Annotated in this window: 12 protein-coding genes; 5 read left to right on the top strand and 7 right to left on the bottom strand. The window is 66.3% G+C overall.

Going from position 1 to position 17,872, the window contains the following annotated elements; genetic code table 11:
- Nucleotides 1-48 precede the first annotated feature (48 nt).
- The 3 genes from pufL to pufC are packed head-to-tail and all read left to right on the top strand — an operon-like array spanning nt 49 to nt 2,882.
- Nucleotides 49-873 (top strand): photosynthetic reaction center subunit L, encoded by an 825-nt coding sequence (pufL, locus tag ACJMKX_RS04520; RefSeq protein ID WP_405221648.1) that lies wholly within the window; start codon nt 49-51, stop codon nt 871-873.
- Between the two features lie 15 nt (nt 874-888).
- Nucleotides 889-1,869: a photosynthetic reaction center subunit M gene (pufM, locus tag ACJMKX_RS04515; protein WP_405221645.1), complete on the top strand. Its 981-nt coding sequence runs from the start codon at nt 889-891 to the stop codon at nt 1,867-1,869.
- On the top strand, nt 1,866-2,882 hold the full coding sequence (pufC, locus tag ACJMKX_RS04510) for a photosynthetic reaction center cytochrome PufC (protein WP_405221642.1): 1,017 nt from the start codon (nt 1,866-1,868) through the stop codon (nt 2,880-2,882). The genes pufM and pufC overlap by 4 nt, the downstream gene beginning before the upstream one ends.
- 112 nt (nt 2,883-2,994) lie before the next feature.
- Here the strand turns inward: pufC and ACJMKX_RS04505 are convergent, their stop codons facing one another.
- Entirely contained in the window at nt 2,995-4,281 is a 1,287-nt protein-coding gene (locus tag ACJMKX_RS04505) for a DUF3422 family protein (protein ID WP_405221639.1), read from the bottom strand.
- Nucleotides 4,282-4,408: 127 nt separating this feature from the next.
- Here ACJMKX_RS04505 and pap point away from each other — a divergent pair, with 127 nt between their 5' ends.
- Nucleotides 4,409-5,923 (top strand): polyphosphate:AMP phosphotransferase, encoded by a 1,515-nt coding sequence (gene pap, locus ACJMKX_RS04500; protein WP_405221636.1) that lies wholly within the window; start codon nt 4,409-4,411, stop codon nt 5,921-5,923.
- A 10-nt stretch (nt 5,924-5,933) separates the two neighbouring features.
- Here the strand turns inward: pap and ACJMKX_RS04495 are convergent, their stop codons facing one another.
- The 6 genes from ACJMKX_RS04495 to ACJMKX_RS04470 form a co-directional block, all read right to left on the bottom strand.
- The gene (locus ACJMKX_RS04495; RefSeq protein ID WP_405221633.1) at nt 5,934-6,932 is read right to left on the bottom strand and encodes an ABC transporter ATP-binding protein; all 999 of its coding nucleotides are present in this window, start codon (nt 6,930-6,932) and stop codon (nt 5,934-5,936) included.
- A 9-nt stretch (nt 6,933-6,941) separates the two neighbouring features.
- Nucleotides 6,942-7,925, bottom strand: coding sequence for an ABC transporter ATP-binding protein (locus tag ACJMKX_RS04490; RefSeq protein WP_405221631.1), 984 nt, complete (start codon nt 7,923-7,925; stop codon nt 6,942-6,944).
- Entirely contained in the window at nt 7,922-8,848 is a 927-nt protein-coding gene (locus tag ACJMKX_RS04485) for an ABC transporter permease (protein WP_405221628.1), read from the bottom strand. Before ACJMKX_RS04485 ends, ACJMKX_RS04490 begins: the two co-directional genes overlap by 4 nt.
- A complete protein-coding gene (locus ACJMKX_RS04480; protein ID WP_405221627.1) occupies nt 8,845-9,798 on the bottom strand; it encodes an ABC transporter permease in 954 nt (317 codons plus the stop codon). The genes ACJMKX_RS04485 and ACJMKX_RS04480 overlap by 4 nt, the downstream gene beginning before the upstream one ends.
- Nucleotides 9,799-9,800: 2 nt before the next feature.
- Nucleotides 9,801-11,627 (bottom strand): ABC transporter substrate-binding protein, encoded by a 1,827-nt coding sequence (locus tag ACJMKX_RS04475; RefSeq protein ID WP_405221625.1) that lies wholly within the window; start codon nt 11,625-11,627, stop codon nt 9,801-9,803.
- Nucleotides 11,628-11,747: 120 nt separating this feature from the next.
- Nucleotides 11,748-12,380: a copper resistance protein NlpE N-terminal domain-containing protein gene (locus tag ACJMKX_RS04470; RefSeq protein ID WP_405221622.1), complete on the bottom strand. Its 633-nt coding sequence runs from the start codon at nt 12,378-12,380 to the stop codon at nt 11,748-11,750.
- A gap of 185 nt (nt 12,381-12,565) precedes the next feature.
- Here ACJMKX_RS04470 and ACJMKX_RS04465 point away from each other — a divergent pair, with 185 nt between their 5' ends.
- Nucleotides 12,566-17,857, top strand: a complete 5,292-nt coding sequence (locus ACJMKX_RS04465) for an HYR domain-containing protein (RefSeq protein WP_405221621.1) — start codon at nt 12,566-12,568, stop codon at nt 17,855-17,857.
- Nucleotides 17,858-17,872 lie beyond the last annotated feature (15 nt).

Genomic DNA, 17,872 nt, shown 5'->3' with positions numbered 1-17,872 from the left:
GACTACATGGAGCCGCGTACGAACGCGGCCCTGACGGAGAATAAAGCGATGGCGATGCTCAGCTTTGAAAGAAAATATCGCGTTCGTGGCGGTACGTTCATCGGTGGCGACCTGTTCGATTTCTGGGTCGGTCCGTTCTGGGTCGGCTTCTTCGGAGTCACCACCATCTTCTTTACCGTCCTCGGGACGCTCCTGATCATCTATGGCGCGGCGATCGGGCCGACCTGGAATATCTGGCAGATCAATATCGCACCGCCGGATCTGAGCTACGGTCTCGCCCTCGCACCGCTCAAGGAAGGGGGGCTGTGGCAGCTCATCACCTTCTGCGCGCTAGGCGCGTTCGTCTCATGGGCGCTGCGCCAGGCGGAGATATCACGCAAACTCGGCATGGGATATCACGTCCCCATTGCCTTCGGCGTTGCGATCTTCGCGTACTTCACGCTCGTAGTGATCCGCCCGGTGCTGCTGGGTGCCTGGGGACACGGCTTCCCCTACGGGATCCTGAGTCATCTCGACTGGGTCTCCAACGTGGGCTACCAGTATCTGCACTTCCACTACAACCCCGCGCACATGATCGCGGTGACGTTCTTCTTCACGACGACACTGGCACTGTCGCTGCACGGCGCGCTGATCCTGTCGGCAGCCAACCCGAAGAAGGGCCAGGTTGTGAAAGGCGGCGAACACGAGAACACCTACTTCCGTGACGCAATCGGCTATTCCATCGGCGCGCTCGGCATCCACCGCCTCGGCCTGTTCCTGGCCCTGTCGGCCGGCTTCTGGAGCGCCGTCTGCATCGTGATCAGCGGCCCGTTCTGGACGCGCGGCTGGCCCGAGTGGTGGAACTGGTGGCTCGATCTGCCGATCTGGCGCTAGGAAAGGGGACAAGACATGGCGCAATACCAGAACATATTTACCCAGGTGCAGGTGAACATGCCGCCCGAACCCGGGGTGGCACTGCCGCCCGGCAGCTGGCCGCGGCTGGGGTCACCGAGACTGCAGTACTGGTTCGGCAAGATCGGCGATGCCCAGGTGGGCCCGTTCTATCTGGGCTGGCTGGGGCTCTCCTCGCTCATCTGCGGCTTCATCGCTATCGAGATCATCGGCCTGAACATGTGGGCCTCGGTCAACTGGGATCCGATCCAGTTCGTCCGACAGCTGCCGTGGCTCGCGCTCGAGCCGCCGTCGCCGGAGTACGGTCTGAGTCTGCCGCCGCTGGCGGAAGGCGGCTGGTGGCTGCTGGCGGGTTTCTTCCTGACCGCATCCATCGGGCTGTGGTGGCTCAGGATGTACCGGCGCGCCCGCGCGCTGGGCATGGGCACCCACGTGGCCTGGGCCTTCGCGGCCGCCATCTGGCTGTACCTGGTGCTCGGTTTCATCCGGCCGGTGCTGATGGGCAGCTGGGGCGAGGCGGTGCCGTTCGGCATCTTCCCTCATCTCGACTGGACCGCGGCCTTTTCGATCCGCTACGGCAACCTGTTCTACAACCCGTTCCACATGCTCTCCATCGTCTTCCTCTACGGTGCGACGCTGCTCTTCGCGATGCACGGCGCCACGGTGCTGGCGACGGGACGCTACGGCGGCGACCGGGAGGTTGAACAGATCGTGGACCGCGGTACCGCCTCCGAACGCATGGGGCTATTCTGGCGGTGGACCATGGGCTTCAACGCCAACATCGAGTCCATCCACCGCTGGGCGTGGTGGTTCGCGGTGCTGTGCCCGCTCACCGGCGGTATCGGCATCCTGCTGACCGGTACGGTGGTGGACAACTGGTACCTGTGGGGTGTCAAGCACGGCATCGCTCCGGCCTATCCGCTGGTCTTCCCTGAAGTCCCGGCAGATCCGGGCATGCTGCCGGGAGGTCCGCAATGAGAAACTGGACAATGAAACCCGCAGGGTTGCTGTTGACGGCCGCGGTACTGCTGGCCACGGCCGGCTGCGAATGGCCGCCCCAGGAGACCGAACAGGTCGGCTATCGCGGCACGGGCATGGAGCTCGTCAACAGCCCCGAGACCGTCGCTGCGAACGCGGACCTGCACGAAGTGCCGGTGCCTCAGCCGCCGACGAGCACCGACGGTCCGAAGGCACGGGACATCTACCAGAACGTCCAGGTGCTCGGCGACCTCTCCGTGGGCGAGTTCACGCGTCTGATGCTGGCGATCACCGAATGGGTGTCGCCGGAGCAGGGCTGCAACTACTGCCACGTCGGCGAGAACTTCGCCGACGACTCGCTGTACACGAAGACGGTCTCGCGGCGGATGCTGCAGATGAACCTGGACATCAACGGCAACTGGCAGGACCACGTCAAGCAGACCGGCGTGACCTGCTATACCTGCCACCGGGGCCAGAACGTGCCCGGTGAGATCTGGTTCGACCAGCTGCCGCGCGAGTCGGCTGCCGGCTTCACGGCCGACAACGGCATGCAGAACATCGGCGGGATGGCATCCGTGGCCTATTCGTCACTGCCCGGTGACCCGTTCGAGCAGTTCCTCGACGACTACCGTCAGGTCCGCGTGATCGCCGACACCGCATTGCCGCAGAAGAACAACCAGGGTGCGAGCATACAGGCCACGGAATACACCTACGGCCTGATGATGCACATGTCCACCTCGCTGGGCGTGAACTGCACGTTCTGCCACAACTCGCGCGCCTTCGCCCAGTGGGATCAGAGCACCCCTCAGCGTCTCACTTCCTGGCACGGTGTGAATCTGGTGCGGAATCTGAACGCCGAGTACATGGTGCCCCTGAAACCCGTCTACCCGGAGAATCGGCTGGGGCCGACGGGCGACGCACCGAAGGCGAACTGCGCGACCTGCCACCGCGGTGTCAACAAGCCGCTGAACGGGCAGAGCATGTTGCCGGATTATCCCAACCTGGCCCCCTGAGGGCCGGCGCGGGAGACAGGAATCGGCAAGCGGTCGGCCAGAAACCGCACCGATGGAAAAGCGCCGCCTCGTGCGGCGCTTTTTTGTTCTGGAGCGCCGCCGCGTCCCCCCTCTAGGCCTCTTTCTCCACCCGCCGCCGCACCCGGCGGATCAGGAACCACACCAGCGCCGCCACCGGGATGACCGACAGCGCCGACAGCACCCGGCCGCTCGGTACCAGCCCCACCTGCTCCATCAGGCCGTAAGGGCGGTCCAGCAGGCCGACGGAATAATAGGTGATGGCGGCCACGGACAGACCTTCGACCGTGGTCTGCAGCCGGAGCTGCATGCGGCTGCGGCGATCCATGGACGAAAGCAGCGTCCTGTTCTGCTCCTGCAGATGCAGGTTGACCCTTGCCTGCAGCAGCGAGGTGGCCGAGGACAGACGCCCGGAGATCTGCTGGATTTCGGACTGGATGGCCGTCACCGTGCGCATGGCCGGGCCGAGTCGCCGGCCGAGGAAGGTCGAGAGCATCGGCACCCGGCCGAACGGCTCCTCGTCCAGGGCCTCGAGCCGCTCGTTCACCAGCTGGTAATACGCCCGGGTGGCGCCGAAGCGGAAACTCGCGCGGGTCTGCAGCCCTTCGAGGCTGCCCGACAGTTCGGTGATCTCGATCAGGATCTCGCGCTCGGCCTCCATGGTATCCGCGTGGCGCAACTGCTCCAGCAAAGCCGACAGGCCGGTGTTGATGCGGGCGAGCTCGGCGGTCATGCTGCGGGCCAGCGGGAAGCCCAGCAGGGCGAGGATGCGATAGGTCTCGAGCTCCACCAGCAGCTGCAGGAGCTGACCGGTCTGCGCCGGCCTGAGGTCGCCGACGAAGACCACGTAGCGGGCGCTCGAGTCGCTGTGCAGCCGGAAACTGGTCCAGACCGTCGCGCGCCCGCCCATCACGCGGGCGCCGGTCACCGTGTGATTCTCCAGGTGCTCGCGGACCTTGCTCGCGTCGATCTCGGTGTATTCATCCGGGATCAGTTTCACGCTGTTGTGGATCATCAGTCGGCCCGGCAGCTCGGCGATCCATTGCTCCGGCACCACCCGCTTGCGCACCAGCATGCCGTCCGGGGATTCGCGCTGCCAGATGAACAGGTAGGAGCAGAACTCACGGTGCCGCTCGAGCCGCACGTCGTAGCCGTCGCCTTCCAGCAGCAGGGTGTTGGACGCGGATGCGTCGGCGGGCGGCGTCTTGCCGATCAGGCCGTAGAAATGAGTGACGACGTCGTCCGCGTCGACATCCGCCGTCATCGTCACCAGGTGCCGGACCGAGGTGGGCGGGGTGATCTTCGGGAAGGGCCGCGCGTGGATTTCCTCGTAGAGCCGCCGGGCGGTGGCATCCAGCTTCGCGACAGATTGATCTCCCATGCTCGACTCCCGGTGCGCTTGCTTCGCCTTGCCCGCCCAGCATCCTAGCACCGCGCCGGGCTATGCGCCTGTCCGTCGCGTTAGAATACGATATTACGACCCGATTACGGATTGCCACGGAGCAGCCATGTTCGATACCGCCGAACTCGGCCAGAGCGTCGCCAAGGACGAATTCAAGGAGCGCGAGAAAGCCTTGCGCGGCGAGCTGCTGGAGCTGCAGTACCGCACCCTCGAGCTGGCCCGCTTCCCGGTCATTGTCGACTTCGCCGGTGTCGACGGCGGAGGCAAGTCCACCACCGTGAACATCCTCAACAAGTGGATGGACCCCCGCTTCGTGCGCACGATCGGGTATCAGGATCCCACCGAAGAGGAGCGCGCCCGGCCCCGCTTCTGGCGCTACTGGCTGGACCTGCCGCCGAAGGGCCGCATCGGCCTGTTCCTGAGCGGGCGCTACTCCCGGCCGCTGCTGCAGCGGGTCTACGGCGAACTCGACGAGAATGCCTTCGATGACCGGCTGGGCGAGATCATCCGATTCGAGAACGCGCTGGGCGACGACGGTGCGCTGATTCTCAAGTTCTGGATGCATCTCAGCCGCGACCGCCAGAAAGAGCGTCTGGAGGCGTTGTCCGCCGACCCGGCGCTTGCCTACAAGGTGGGGGAGCAGGACTGGCGCAACCACGAGAATTACGACACTTTCGTGGCCGCCGCCGAGAAGATCATCACGCGCACGAACCGGGCGCTGGCGCCCTGGTACATCGTCGAGGGTGCCGAGGAAAATTTCCGCCACCTGCGGGTCGGCGAGATCCTCGTCGCCGAATTGCGGCGGCACCTGGAGCAGCACGAGAGGCAGGCAGCGCGGGAGCGTCAGGTCGAGCCGGCAGCCAGCCACCGCGAGGATAGCGAGGAAGATCCTGCCCGGAGGCTCACGGTATTCGATCGGCTGGATCTCTCCCTGGCCCTGCCGCGCCGGGATTACAAGAAAAAGCTGAAGAAGCGCCGGGCCCGCCTCGGCGAACTGGCTCGTCAGGCCACGGCCGAGGGGCTGTCGACGGTGCTCGTGTTCGAGGGTCCCGATGCGGCAGGCAAGGGCGGCGCCATCCGTCGCACCGTCTGGGGCCTCGATGCGCGCACCTACCGGGTACATCAGTTTGCCGCGCCCACCGAGGAGGAGCGTGCCCAGCATCATCTCTGGCGCTTCTGGCGGCGTCTGCCGCGGGCCGGCCACGTCGCCATCTTCGACCGCAGCTGGTACGGCCGCGTGCTGGTGGAGCGCACGGAGGGCTTCGCCAGCGAGGACGAATGGCGGCGGGCCTACAACGAGATCAACGACTTCGAGTGGCAGATCACGGACCGCGGCATGCTACTGATGAAATTCTGGCTGCACGTCAGCAAGGAAGAGCAGCTGGTCCGCTTCCGCCAGCGCGCCGAGTCGGCCTACAAGCACTGGAAACTGACCGACGAGGACTGGCGCAACCGGGAACGCTGGGACGACTACGCCGTGGCCGCACACGACATGATCCAGTACACCAGCACCCGGGGTGCGCCCTGGATTCTGGTGGAAGGCGACGACAAGCACTACGCCCGCCTGAAGGTGATCGACGCCATCGTCGAGCACCTGGAGCAGAAGCTGGGTCAGGGGTGAGCGCCGGGCCTCAGGCCGGCGCCGCGCCGGCGTCGGTATACAGGTGACAGCGCACGTAGTGGGGCTTCGCGGCGGTGCCCGCATTGACCTTCGGCGGCACCACCTCCCGGCACTGCGGCATCGCCTCCGGGCAGCGGGGATGGAAGGGACAGCCCGACGGCGGATGCATGGGCGAGGGCACGTCGCCGCCCAGCACGATGCGCTTCGATTTCCGCTTCACGTCCGGCACCGGTATGGCCGACATCAGCGCCCGGGTGTAGGGGTGCTTCGGATCCCGGTACAGATCCTCGCTGGTGGCGAACTCCACCAGCGCGCCGAGGTACATCACGCCCACGTCGTCGCTGACGTGCTGGATGACGGCGAGGTCGTGGGAGATGAAAAGGAATGCGACCCCGTGCTCGCGCTGCAGCCGGGCGATGACGTTCAGCACCTGTGACTGCACCGAGACGTCCAGCGCGGACACCGGCTCGTCGGCCACGATGAAGCTCGGGTTCAGTGCCAGGGCCCGGGCGATGCCGATGCGCTGGCGCTGGCCGCCGGAAAACTCGTGGGGGTAGCGCGACAGCACCTGCTTCCGGAGGCCGACGATGTCCAGCAGTTCCTCCACGCGCCGGCGGCGCTCGGCGGGGGTGCCGATGCCGTGCACGTCCAGCGGCTCCTGGATGGTCTGGCCGATGAGGCGCCGGGGGCTGAGCGAGGCGTAGGGGTCCTGGTAGATGATCTGCATCTCGCGGCGCTTCGCCTTCATGGCGTCCGCGGACAGCGCCAGGACGTCCTCGCCGTTCAGGTGCACCGCGCCGCCGGTCGGCTCGGTCAGGCGCAGCACCGCGCGGCCCAGCGTCGACTTGCCGCAGCCGGACTCGCCCACCAGGCCGAGCGTGCGCTGACGCTCCAGCTCGAAACTCACCCCGTCCACGGCCCGCACCCACGCCTGCACGCGCCGGAACAGCCCGCCGCGTACCGGGAAGTGCTTCTTCAGATCGACGACTTTCAGCAGCGGGGTCGGCACGGTGCGTCCTCAGGCCAGCGGATGGAAGCAGGAGACGGCAGCGGGTGAGCCGGGTCCGCCGTCGAGGGAGGGGCGCTCACGGCGGCAGTCGTCCTGCGCCCGCGGACACCGGTCGGCGAAACGGCAGCCGGGGGGCAGGTGCATCAGGTCCGGCACCATGCCGGGTATCACCGGCAGCTCGGCGAGTTTCTCGGCGCGCAGTCGGGGGATGGAATCGAGCAGCCCACGCGAATACGGATGCCGGGGCGCCTCGAACAGGCGGTCGATCTCCGCCCGCTCGATGACCTCGCCGCAGTACATGACCAGCGCCCGTTGGCAGGTCTCGGCCACCACGCCCAGGTCGTGGGTGATCAGCACCACCGCCATGTGGAACTCCTCCTGCAGCTTGACGATCTGCTCCAGCACCTGGGCCTGGGTGGTGACGTCCAGTGCGGTGGTCGGCTCGTCGGCGATCAGTACCTTCGGGTCGCACGACAGCGCCATGGCGATCATCACCCGCTGGCGCATGCCGCCGGACATCTCGTGCGGGTATTCGTCGATGCGCTTGTCCGGCACGGGGATGCCGACCCGCGCCAGCATCTCGACCGCCACGGCCCGGGCCTGGCGGCGGGTGTATTGCTTGTGCCGGCGCAGCACGTCGACCATCTGGCTGCCGACGGTCAGCACCGGGTTCAGCGCCGTCATCGGCTCCTGGAAGATCATGGAGATCTCGTGGCCCCGCAGGTCGCGCAGCTTCTCCTCGGGCATCTTCGTCAGGTCGAGGCCGGCGAGGCGGATCTCGCCCGAGACGATGCGACCGGGCGGCGAGGGGATGAGGCCCAGGATGGACAGCCCCGTCACCGTCTTGCCGCAGCCGGACTCCCCCACGATGCCAAGCGTCTCGTTGGGGTACACGTCGAAGCTTACCCCGTCCACGGCACGCACCGGTCCGTAGCGGGTGGTGAACTCCACCACCAGGTCGCGCACGCTCAGTACGGGCTCGCGGGCGCTCACGACTCGGCCACCTTCTTCGGGTCCAGCGCATCCTGCAGCGCGTCGGAGAACATGTTGAACGCCATCACCAGGCCGAACAGGAACACCGAGGCCCAGACGAAATTGTTGAAGTAGCCCGCCAGCACCTCCAGCGTGGATTCGGAGATCATCAGCCCCCAGCTCACGCCGTCCTGCACGCCGAGGCCGAGGAACGAGAGGATGACCTCGGACTTGATGGCGGCCACGAACACGATGGTGGCCTGCACCAGCAGGATGTGGAACGTGTTCGGCACGATGTGACGGAAGATGATGGTGGTCTGGGGTACGCCGATGGCCCGGGAGGCCTCCACGAACTCGAAGTTCCTGAGCTTGATCACCTCGCCGCGTACCAGCCGGCCGGTCGTGGTCCAGAATACCGACACCATGGCCACGTGCATGGACCAGGCGTTGCCCTCCAGCGCGAAAGCCACGGCGGCGACGAACAGATAGAAGGGGATGGAGTCCAGCACGCCCTTCATCCACAGGATGATCTCGTCGATCCAGGTGCCGCTGAAGAAGCCGGCCAGGGCCCCGAACAATGCGCCGATCAGCGTGGACAGCACGGCCACGATCAGACCGATCTCGAACGCCGTCTTGGTGCTGTAGACCGACCGCTGGAAGATGTCCTGGCCGATGATGTTGGTGCCGAACCAGTGCTCCGCACTCATCGGCGCCCATTTGGGCCCCTCAACGTCGCTCCACTCCATGCCCCAGACGCCCAGCCAGACGCCCAGGGCCATCACGAAATAGGCGAACACCACGCCGAGGCCGACCATACCCGCGCGGTCGCGGCGAAACTTGTAGACCGCCTTGCCCCAGATGGATTCGGCGCGGTCGGGTTCGGCCGACGGGTTGGGATCCGCGCCGCCGCGCAGTTGGTCCGAGGTCTCGGGTATGGCACTCATTTCAGCGACACCCTGGGATCCACGGCCCGGTACATGATGTCGGTCAGCAGCAGGGTGATCACGAAGAGCACTGCGGTGAGCCCGACCACCGCCTTCAGCACCGGCTGGTCGCCCGTGGTGATGGCGTCGAAGGTCACCTTGCCGACGCCCGGGATGCCGAAGTAGCTCTCGATCAGCAGGCTGCCGCTCACGATCACCAGCGGGATGGAGAACATGATGCGGGTGATGATGGGGATGGCGGAGTTCTTCAGGATGTGTTTGTACAGCAGCTTGCCCGGCGGAATGCCGAAGGCCCGCGCCGTGCGCACGTGATCCCGCGTCATCTCCTCCACCAGCACGGCCCGGTAGAAGCGCGTGTTGTAGCCGAGCGCCACGAAAACTGTGGCCAGCGTCGGCACGGTCACGTACATGACGTAGTCGTAGAGCGAGTTCACCTCCCAGCCCCGTACCGGGAACAGGTTCAGTCCGTAGCTCGAGGAGAGCAACAGCTGGAAGCCGATGATCACGATCAGGAACGACACGCTCATGCCCACCACCGAGAAACCCATGATGGCCTTGTCGATCCAGCCGCTGCGGTGATAGGCAGCCACCAGCGCCAGCAGGATGCCGAGCACGTTGCCGAGGATGAACCCCGGCGTGATGAGCGCCAGCGAAATGGGGATGCTGCGCCCGAGCATCTCGCTCACCGGCTCGCCGGTGGAGTCGGACAGGCCGAAGTCCAGGGTGACGAGTTCCTTCAGATACTCGCCGTAACGCACGAAGAACGGCCGGTCGTAGCCGAGTTCCCTGCGGACTTCGGCGATCTGCTCCTCGGTGGGGTTCTTGCCCAGCAGCTCGTAGGTCTGGTCGGGCCCGAAGTAGACCATCAGCAGGAAGCTCACGAAGGTGACGCCCAGTATCAGCGGGATGCCGCCGACGAGCTTTCTGACGGCGTACTGCAGGACTTCCATCGTCAGGTTCCCCCGGCGCCGTCGGCGATGTCCACGAAGCGCAGGAAGAAGCCGCCGACGATCTGGCGGTCCGGCATGGCGATGACGTCCTTGTGCCAGAGGTAGACCCGGGTGCGGGACAGGCCGGTGATGGCCACGCAGTCATCGATGACCAGCTCGTTCATGCGCCGGTAGATCTCGGTGCGCTCGGGGCTCGGCAGCATCACCGCCGATTGCTCGTACAGACGGTCGTACTCGGCGTTGCGCCAGTTCGCGTCGTTCGAGCCCGGCGAGCCGTTCGGGCCGTAGAACAGCTGCAGCGTGTTCTCGGCGTCCGGGTAGTCGAGTCCCCAGCCCTTGGCGACCAGCGGCAGGCGGCTCTGGGAGACGTCCTTGATGAAATCCCCGAAAGTCGCGTACTGCTTCAGCACGATTTTCTCCCGGGGATAGCCGATCTTCTTCATGAAACCGCGGAACTGCTCGTAGAACAGCCGCTGGCTGACGCCGGCCTGGGCGCCGTAGACCAGCTCCGGCAGGTTGTCGGCGTTCCAGCCGTGCTCGGCCAGCAGCCGGCGCGCTCCTTCGATGTCCAGCGTGACACTGTCGCGGGACAGGTCGGGATCGAACTCCGGTACCGCCGGGGTGATCACGCCGGGGAAGACCTGGCCGAGGCCGAAGTAGAAGCTCTCGTTCCGCCGGTACCAGTCGAAGCCCTTGATCATGGCGCAGCGCAGGGCGTGATTGCGCCGCTCGCGCTCCGGGTCGTCGTTGTAGCCGATCTCGGGGAAATCCATGTTGAAGGTCATGAAGACGAATCCCGCCTCCACGCCGTGGTGCATGTGGTAGCGGGCGGCGATCTCCGGCGTGGGCGTGATCGGGTCCTTCGAAGCCAGGATCCGATCCACCTGCTCGTTCGGCACCGTCAGGTACTGGATCTCATTGCCCTTGGTAAAGGAATTCCAGCGTGCGGCATTTTCCGTGATGAAATCGATCTGCAGGCGGTCGACGAACGGGGGCGAGCGGCCCTCGATGGCCTCGACGCCGGTGTAGGCCTGGGTGGCCGGGTCGTAGCCCTCTGCGGCCAGGTCCACCGGTTCCTGGCGGAAATCCTCGTTGCGCTCGTAGACCACCCGGGAGGAGTCGTACGAGATGACACGGAACGGCCCGGATCCGACCGGATGGGAGCCGAACTCGCGGCCGTACTTCTCCACCGCCTCCCGCGGCACGACCGCGGCATAGCCCTGGGCGAGCGTGTAGACGAACTGGGGATAGGGATTGGTCAGGCGCACTTCCACGGTGTAGCGGTCCAGGGCGCGCAGGCCCTCGACTTCGGCGTCGTAGTCCGAACCGGCGTCCTTCCATTCGTCCAGTCCGACGATACGCCCCTGCCACAGCCACGCCCCCCGAGGCCGCTGGGACGGGTCGAAATGACGCTTCAGGCTGTAGACGAAATCCTCGGCCGTCACCTCGCGGCCGGTGCCGTCCTGGAAAGCCGGGTCGTCGATGAAGTGCACGCCCTGCTTGAGGCGGATGCGATAGACCAGACCGTCGCCGGAGATCTCCGGCATCGCCGCGGCCAGGTTGGGGGTGGCCTCGTAGGGCCGCGCCAGGTACTTGAACCGGTAGAGGGTGTCGTAGGCGTTCAGGACGACCGTATTGGCGTAGATGTTGGAAGACTGGACGGGGTCGATGGTGGAGGGCGCGCCGTCCAGGGAGTGGCGGTAGACCTTGGCGCCCGCGGGAGCGGCGGGTGCCGCCGGATCGGTCGCATCGGCCGCGGTCTGCTCGGACTCGCCGCAGCCGGACAGCACGAGCATGCCGGCGCAGGCCAGCACTATCGGGAGGACCATCGGGATAACAATACGTTGCGGATGGGCCATTCGCCGGTCTCCGCCCTTCAGACACAAGCGGCGAAAGCTACCACTTCCGGCCGCCGTGCAACAGGACCCGGCATTCGTTTTTCCTTTTGCTCAGGGACAGCGGCGCCCGGGCTGCAACTGCACCAGTTCCTCGATGAACAGAACGTCGCCTCCCGCCGTCGGTTCGAGACGGCCACGGACCGTCGCCAGCGCATCCTCGCCACGGGGTACCCGGCCGTACTGATGCAGCAGCCGGCGATAATCTCCCCGCGGGACGATCGGCCACGCGAGGCCGCTGCGGCATTCGCGAAAACGGCGCTCGCCGTCGGCGACCCGGTATTCGCCCTCCAGCACGATCGTGTCGGTGAACGGCGCGAGGTCGCCGCTGCGTTCGAGGCGATGGGGCAGGTCGGAGGCCACCCGCATCGCCAGCAGGCCGGGCCCGGCCCTGTCGAACACGCGCTCGGGCCCGCCGCTGCGCAGCCGGAGCTCGGGCTCGGCGTCGACCCACACCCAGCGCCCGAGGCCGTAGTAGCGCTCGCCGCCGCCGTCATCTGCCAGGTAGTGCTGGCGCAGGAAGAAGGCACCGTCCGGGCGCAGCCACAACGTGACCTCGATGCCGGGGCAGTCGGCGCAGGGGAAGGTGCCCTGCCAGAGACCGGGCCGGGGCGCGGGAACGGCTGCGCGGCCGTCGTCCGGCGGCGGTTCGCCGCCGCCGCACGCGCCCAGGACGAGCGGCAGCATCGAAAGACAAATCCCTGAAAAAAAACGGATTTGTCGATTATTGCCTGTCTTTTCCCTGCGCATTGGAAAGGCTCCGAAGACTCCTTCGCGACACAAATTTTCCAGTCAGTCAAGTCTGTGGTTATACTGATCCCAGATATACCAATAACAACAAGTCTCCCCTGTCCGGGGGCCTGGAGAACGTGATGCGCAACGCATTTTCCCGCCGGGGTTCCCGGGCCGGTGTCCTGTTTCTGCCTCTGATGATCCTGCTGTTTATCGGCGTCAATGCGCCGGCCCAGCAACAGCAGTTCGTCACGCCGGGGCCGAACGTCAACATCGTCGGCCCGACGCCGGACCCTGACTTCGACCGCATCCCGGACTGGCGCCTGAAGCAGCAGCACGAGCCGTCATGCGTCGTCAGGCCGAATAATCCAGCTTACGTACTCTGTGCCTTCAACGACATGCGTGCCTCGGACTGGCCCTCCATCCAGGGCGACGGCTGGATCGGCGTGGCCGAGAGCAACGACTTCGGCAAGACCTGGAAGAGCCGGCTCGCGCCGGGCTACGTCGGCCATCCGACGTCGTCCATCGGCCAGGGCTTCGCGGCGGATCCCGCACTGGTAGCGATCCCCGGGATGGGCACGCCGGGCATGTCGGTGCTGTCGTACATCGCCAGCTTCAGAGACAGCGATCAGGGCGTGCTCGCCCTGCAGCGTTACGTCGACTTCAACCAGGAAGACGGCGACTTCAACAAGCCGGAGACATTCGTTCGAATCATCGATCTGGGCACGGAGGGTCGTTTCATCGACAAGGTGGCGTCACTCTATGTCGTCAACGAAACCCAGGCCGGGGATAACGGCGAGTCACAGCCGAAGATCACACAGTCCATCGAAGTTGAAGGGGTCGCGGAGCCGATCCAGGTCACCACGCCCGACGGCGTCATCGTGGTCGCCTATTCCGTTTTCACGGGCTCCGGTAAGTCCGTCAAGCTCTACGCGATCGTCTGCGAGGACAACGGGGCGACCTGTGCTAACCCGAAGAAGGTGTCCGAGGAACTGAACATCGTCACCGGCGTCTCCCTCGCCTACCTGCCGGGCGAGGGCATCTCGCTCACCTACCGGCGCAGCCGTGACTCCAACGAGACCGACGCCATCGTGCACGCGTTCTCGTCCAATCTCGGCAAATCCTGGGCGAAGACGAAGACCACCTTCCCCATCTGTCCGTTCGACCAGCAGGCGAGCGGCGCCACGTTCCGCAACTTCACCTTCCCGTGGATGGCGGACGATGGCGAGCGCGTATGGGTGTTCTCGGCCGATCGCGTGGTCTACGACGAGTCTGAAGAACGGTGGCGGAGCACCGCGGCCGTCGGCGGCTGCGAGCAGCTAGCCGGTGCACCGCCGGGCACCTATCCGGGTATCCCGCGCATCGTCGGCATGTCCTCGACGGACGGCCAGAACTGGTATGGCAGCGCCGAGCATCCGGACGAGCCGTTCATCCTCGACCTCAATCTGGGCGGGAACGGCAGCGGCATATTCCGTGCCGGCGGGCCGGTTGCCATCGACCCGAATACGGACGACAGCCCGACCGGCTATCAGGTCCTGCCGTTCGCCCACGGGACGAAGGGCCGGGTGGACGTCGCCTGGTGGGACACGCGGCGGGAGGAGGACTCCCGGGTGCGCCCTGCCGATGAGATCCCGCTGATCTACGACTACAACGTTCCCGGAGTACGTGTCTTCCGCTCCGCCGACGTGTACATGACCCGCATCGAGGGGTGTTCGGCGACCTCGGCTCAGGGCGCCTGCACGCCGAAGCAGCCGATCGACGACGGGCAGCTATCGCCGGTGCGCGTCTCCAATTACGACACCATCGTGCTGTCCGACGGCACTGTGCAGGAGGCGCAGACGAATCGTCTGAACCTGCGCACCCACGCCAGCGGCACGCTGGCTTATAACGGCGACTACGGTTCCATCGCGACACCCCTGCTGCGCAAGACTCCCAGCGGACGCTGGATCCAGAACAGCCTGCCGGAACAGGCTGACGAAGGCGGCAGCTTCATAGCGAAAGAGAATATCTTCGTGGCCTGGGGCGAGAACCGGGACATCCGCATTGGCGATCCTTTCGCGACGCAGCTCCTGTTCGCGCCGGTCCAGGGTACCGAGGCGCCGGGGCTCCAGGCTCCGGGCCTGCAGGCGCCGGGCTTCCAGGCGCCGGGTTTCCAGGCTGCAAACGACGAAGAGGGCGCGGAGGCGACGCTGGCCGGACAGCCCAGGCAGACGCCGGAACTCGAGGCGGTGACCGAGCCCGACGACGATCCGACCCAGCCGGACGACTCGCCGGCTTTCTGCAGCTCCGTGAACTTCAGCCTCAGCCGCAGCCGGGACACGAACGTCTACAGCTCCCTCGTGGAGGACGTGCCGACACTGGTCGCGCTCACCCAGAGTCGCCGATTCAACACGGTGCAGCGCATGTTCCCGCTGGTGATCAGCAACCCCGGGAACCAGCCGGCGTCCTATTGCCTGAAGATAATGAACCAGCCGGCCGACTACCTGTGTACGTCGCCGGCCACCTGCAGCCCGGCGCGCGCCTCGTTCGATCCGCTGCCGGCGTTCAACTATTTCGACGACATCCTCCTTCAGGAGGCGCCCCGGCGGACGCTGGTGGAAGTGCCCGTGGCCGCGCAGGCCTCGGCGGCGCGCTCGGCATTCGTCACCAGCAGCGACGCGAGCACCGTCATCCGGGTGAATGCCTACGAAGGATCCTGCCCGGCGGACGGCGTCTCCTTTGGCGGGCTCGTCAGCACCGTGGAACTGAGTGACGGCAAGCTGTTCGATCCGGTGTTCTGCGAGGGCAGGACCGATCCGGCGTCGCCGGACTACGACCCGGCCTGCGACTCGGTGGAGAACGCCGAGGCGCACAACATCAGCCTCGCCTCACCCGGGCTGCAGGCACCGATACTGCAGGCACCGGGCCTGCAGGCGCCGGGCCTGCAGGCCCCTGGCTATCAGGCGCCGGGTTACCAGGCCCCGGGCTTTCAGGCGCCGGGTTATCAGGCGCCGGGATTGCAGGCGCCCGGATACCAGGCCCCGGGCTTCCAGGCGCCCGGTTACCAGGCGGGGTCGCTGACTAGTCCGGGCCTGCAGGCGCCGGGTTTCCAGGCGCCGAGCCTGCAGGCGGCGGCCGAGGGTGACATCGTCTATCAGGACGTCGTGTACGTGGTGGCGGCGGACGGCAACGTGACGACTACCTATTCCGGCGACGTCGCGCTGTTCGGGCTCGACCCGGACAGCCACCAGGTCCAGCTGATCGCGTGGTCGCCGAGCATCCAGAACACGACGGTGCTGAGCGCGGCGACAGACGGCCTGTGTCTCCTGGCGCCAACCTCGGACAACGAGATACTGGCCACGGCGGACCTGGTAGCCCCCGGCCTGCAGGCACCGGGTCTGCAGGCGGGCAGCCTCGGCGATGTTTCGCTGCCGACGGCCTTCACGCCGGAGAATCAGAATCCTTACGACGGGGCGCTGTCGTTCGCGGCACAGCCGGGCGAGCAGGTGATCATCACCGCCCGGATCTGGGCGACCGGCGCGGCCAGGACCGAGCTGCACCGTCTCGACGCCTGTTACCAGGCGGCGGAGAACGGTGACCCTCTGCCGGCCGGGTGTTCACCCCAGGACGGCAAGGGCATCGCGGTGAAGGTGGCGTTCGGTGCCGCGGCCCACGGTTGCAGTAGTCTTGACGTTGATACCGGGCAGCCCGGCGACCCCGACTTCAGCGAGCAGATCGACTGCATCGACACCGGCTTCGAGAAGATCGCCCCGCCGGATCTGATACCGCCGGAGTTCTTCCCGGCGGACGGCGGCACGGTGACCTACGAGGCGACGTCGCCCGCGGGCGCGCCCGTGCCGACGCCCGGCACGTTGCCGGATGCCATCTCGGTCAGCGATCCGAATCTCGACCCGGCCAGCGTCGGCTGTACGTCCGGGACGCTCACGATCCAGGACGGCACCACTCTCTTCCCGTTCGGCGATACCGCCGTCACCTGTACGGCCAGCGACACGGAAGGCAACATCGCCACCGCCGGCATCACCGTCTCTGTCGACGACTTCACGGATCCGGTGACGACCGTAACGGGTATCTTCGCCGGCATCGAAGCGACGGGTCCCGATGGCGCCACGGTGAACTTCACCGTCTCCGCCACCGACAATACGGACACGCAGACCAGCTGTTCGGCAACCGGTGCCACCGTCGAGGGTGCGGCCACTCCGGGTCTGTTTACCGGCACCTTCGACGTGGGTACCACGGGCGTGTCGTGCACGACCACGGACCAGGGCGGCAACAGCGTCATCGACGCTTTCGACGTCTCGGTGGTCGACACGAAGCCGCCGGTGGTCACGGTTTCCACGACGCCGGTCGACACCTCCGCCGTCGAGGCGACCGGACCCTTGGGTGCTACGGTCTCCTTCACCGTCAGCGCGGTCGATCTCTACGATCCGTCGCCCGGCAGTATCTGTACGCTGGACGCCGACGGTACGGTCATTACGACGTCGGCCACTTTTGCGGTGGGTACGACATCGGTGACCTGTACCGGCACGGACTTTTCCGGCAATGCGGCGAGCGCTCCGTTCTCGGTGACGGTCGTGGATACGACGGCGCCGAGCATCACGGTGCCCGGCGATGTCAACGGCGTGGAAGCCACCGGACCGGGCGGCGCGATCGTCGACTTCGACGACCCGGCGACCTACGACGTGACGGCCACCGATACGGTCGACACCGACGTCGAGATCGTCTGCACGCCGGCCTCCGGTAGCACGTTCCCGCTGGGTACGACGGCGGTCAACTGCACGGCGACAGACGACAGCGGTAACAGCGCTACCGGCACGTTCAGCGTCGAGGTGGTCGATACCACCGCCCCGTCGCTGACGGTCCCGTCAGACTTCACGGTAATCGCTACCGGTGCCGATGGTGCGGTCGTGGACTACGACGCGGACCTGACCGCGAGCGATCTCGTGGACAGCGACGTGGATGTCACCTGTGCGCCGGCCTCGGGCAGCATGTTCCCGCTCGGCGATACCGCGGTGTCCTGCACGGCGACGGACGACACCGGCAACGAGACCACCGCCGGATTCACCGTCACCGTCGGCCTCGACGCGAGCGGTATCACGACCACCCAGAACCCGAACAATCTCAAGTCGGGAACATCCATCCCGCTGGTCTGGGCATGGCTCGGCGCCGACGGGACGCCGATCGACACCGGGCCGGCCAGTCAGCGCATCCAGATATCGCCCTGTGCGGACCCGGGCAATCCGGTGGTGAACGAGGATCCGGGCTCCAGTGGCATCCGCCAGAAGAACGATTTCACCTGGCAGTTCAACTGGCAGGCGGTGGGGCCGGACGGCCAGGATCTGCCCGCGGAGCGGGGCGGCACGTTCTACTGCGCGATGGTGGAGGACGTGACCACGGGACAGAAGCAGTACGGGGAGTTGAAGCTCAAGCCCTAGCGCCGGCCGCCGGGG

The organism is Lentisalinibacter sediminis, assembly GCF_040706615.1.
Lineage (GTDB): Bacteria > Pseudomonadota > Gammaproteobacteria > Steroidobacterales > Woeseiaceae > Lentisalinibacter > Lentisalinibacter sediminis.
The sequence above is the reverse complement of the archived record's forward strand: the minus strand, read 5'-3'. Positions and strand labels throughout refer to the sequence as shown.

Excerpts from the sequence above, each read along its gene's own strand:
- ACJMKX_RS04505 (WP_405221639.1), bottom strand. The coding sequence starts at position 4,281 with ATGGGAGATCAATCTGTCGCGAAGCTGGATGCCACCGCCCGGCGGCTC.
- ACJMKX_RS04465 (WP_405221621.1), top strand. The coding sequence starts at position 12,566 with ATGCGCAACGCATTTTCCCGCCGGGGTTCCCGGGCCGGTGTCCTGTTT.
- ACJMKX_RS04485 (WP_405221628.1), bottom strand. The coding sequence starts at position 8,848 with ATGAGTGCCATACCCGAGACCTCGGACCAACTGCGCGGCGGCGCGGAT.
- ACJMKX_RS04470 (WP_405221622.1), bottom strand. The coding sequence starts at position 12,380 with ATGCTGCCGCTCGTCCTGGGCGCGTGCGGCGGCGGCGAACCGCCGCCG.
- ACJMKX_RS04480 (WP_405221627.1), bottom strand. The coding sequence starts at position 9,798 with ATGGAAGTCCTGCAGTACGCCGTCAGAAAGCTCGTCGGCGGCATCCCG.
- pufM (WP_405221645.1), top strand. The coding sequence starts at position 889 with ATGGCGCAATACCAGAACATATTTACCCAGGTGCAGGTGAACATGCCG.
- ACJMKX_RS04475 (WP_405221625.1), bottom strand. The coding sequence starts at position 11,627 with ATGGTCCTCCCGATAGTGCTGGCCTGCGCCGGCATGCTCGTGCTGTCC.
- pufL (WP_405221648.1), top strand. The coding sequence starts at position 49 with ATGGCGATGCTCAGCTTTGAAAGAAAATATCGCGTTCGTGGCGGTACG.
- pap (WP_405221636.1), top strand. The coding sequence starts at position 4,409 with ATGTTCGATACCGCCGAACTCGGCCAGAGCGTCGCCAAGGACGAATTC.
- pufC (WP_405221642.1), top strand. The coding sequence starts at position 1,866 with ATGAGAAACTGGACAATGAAACCCGCAGGGTTGCTGTTGACGGCCGCG.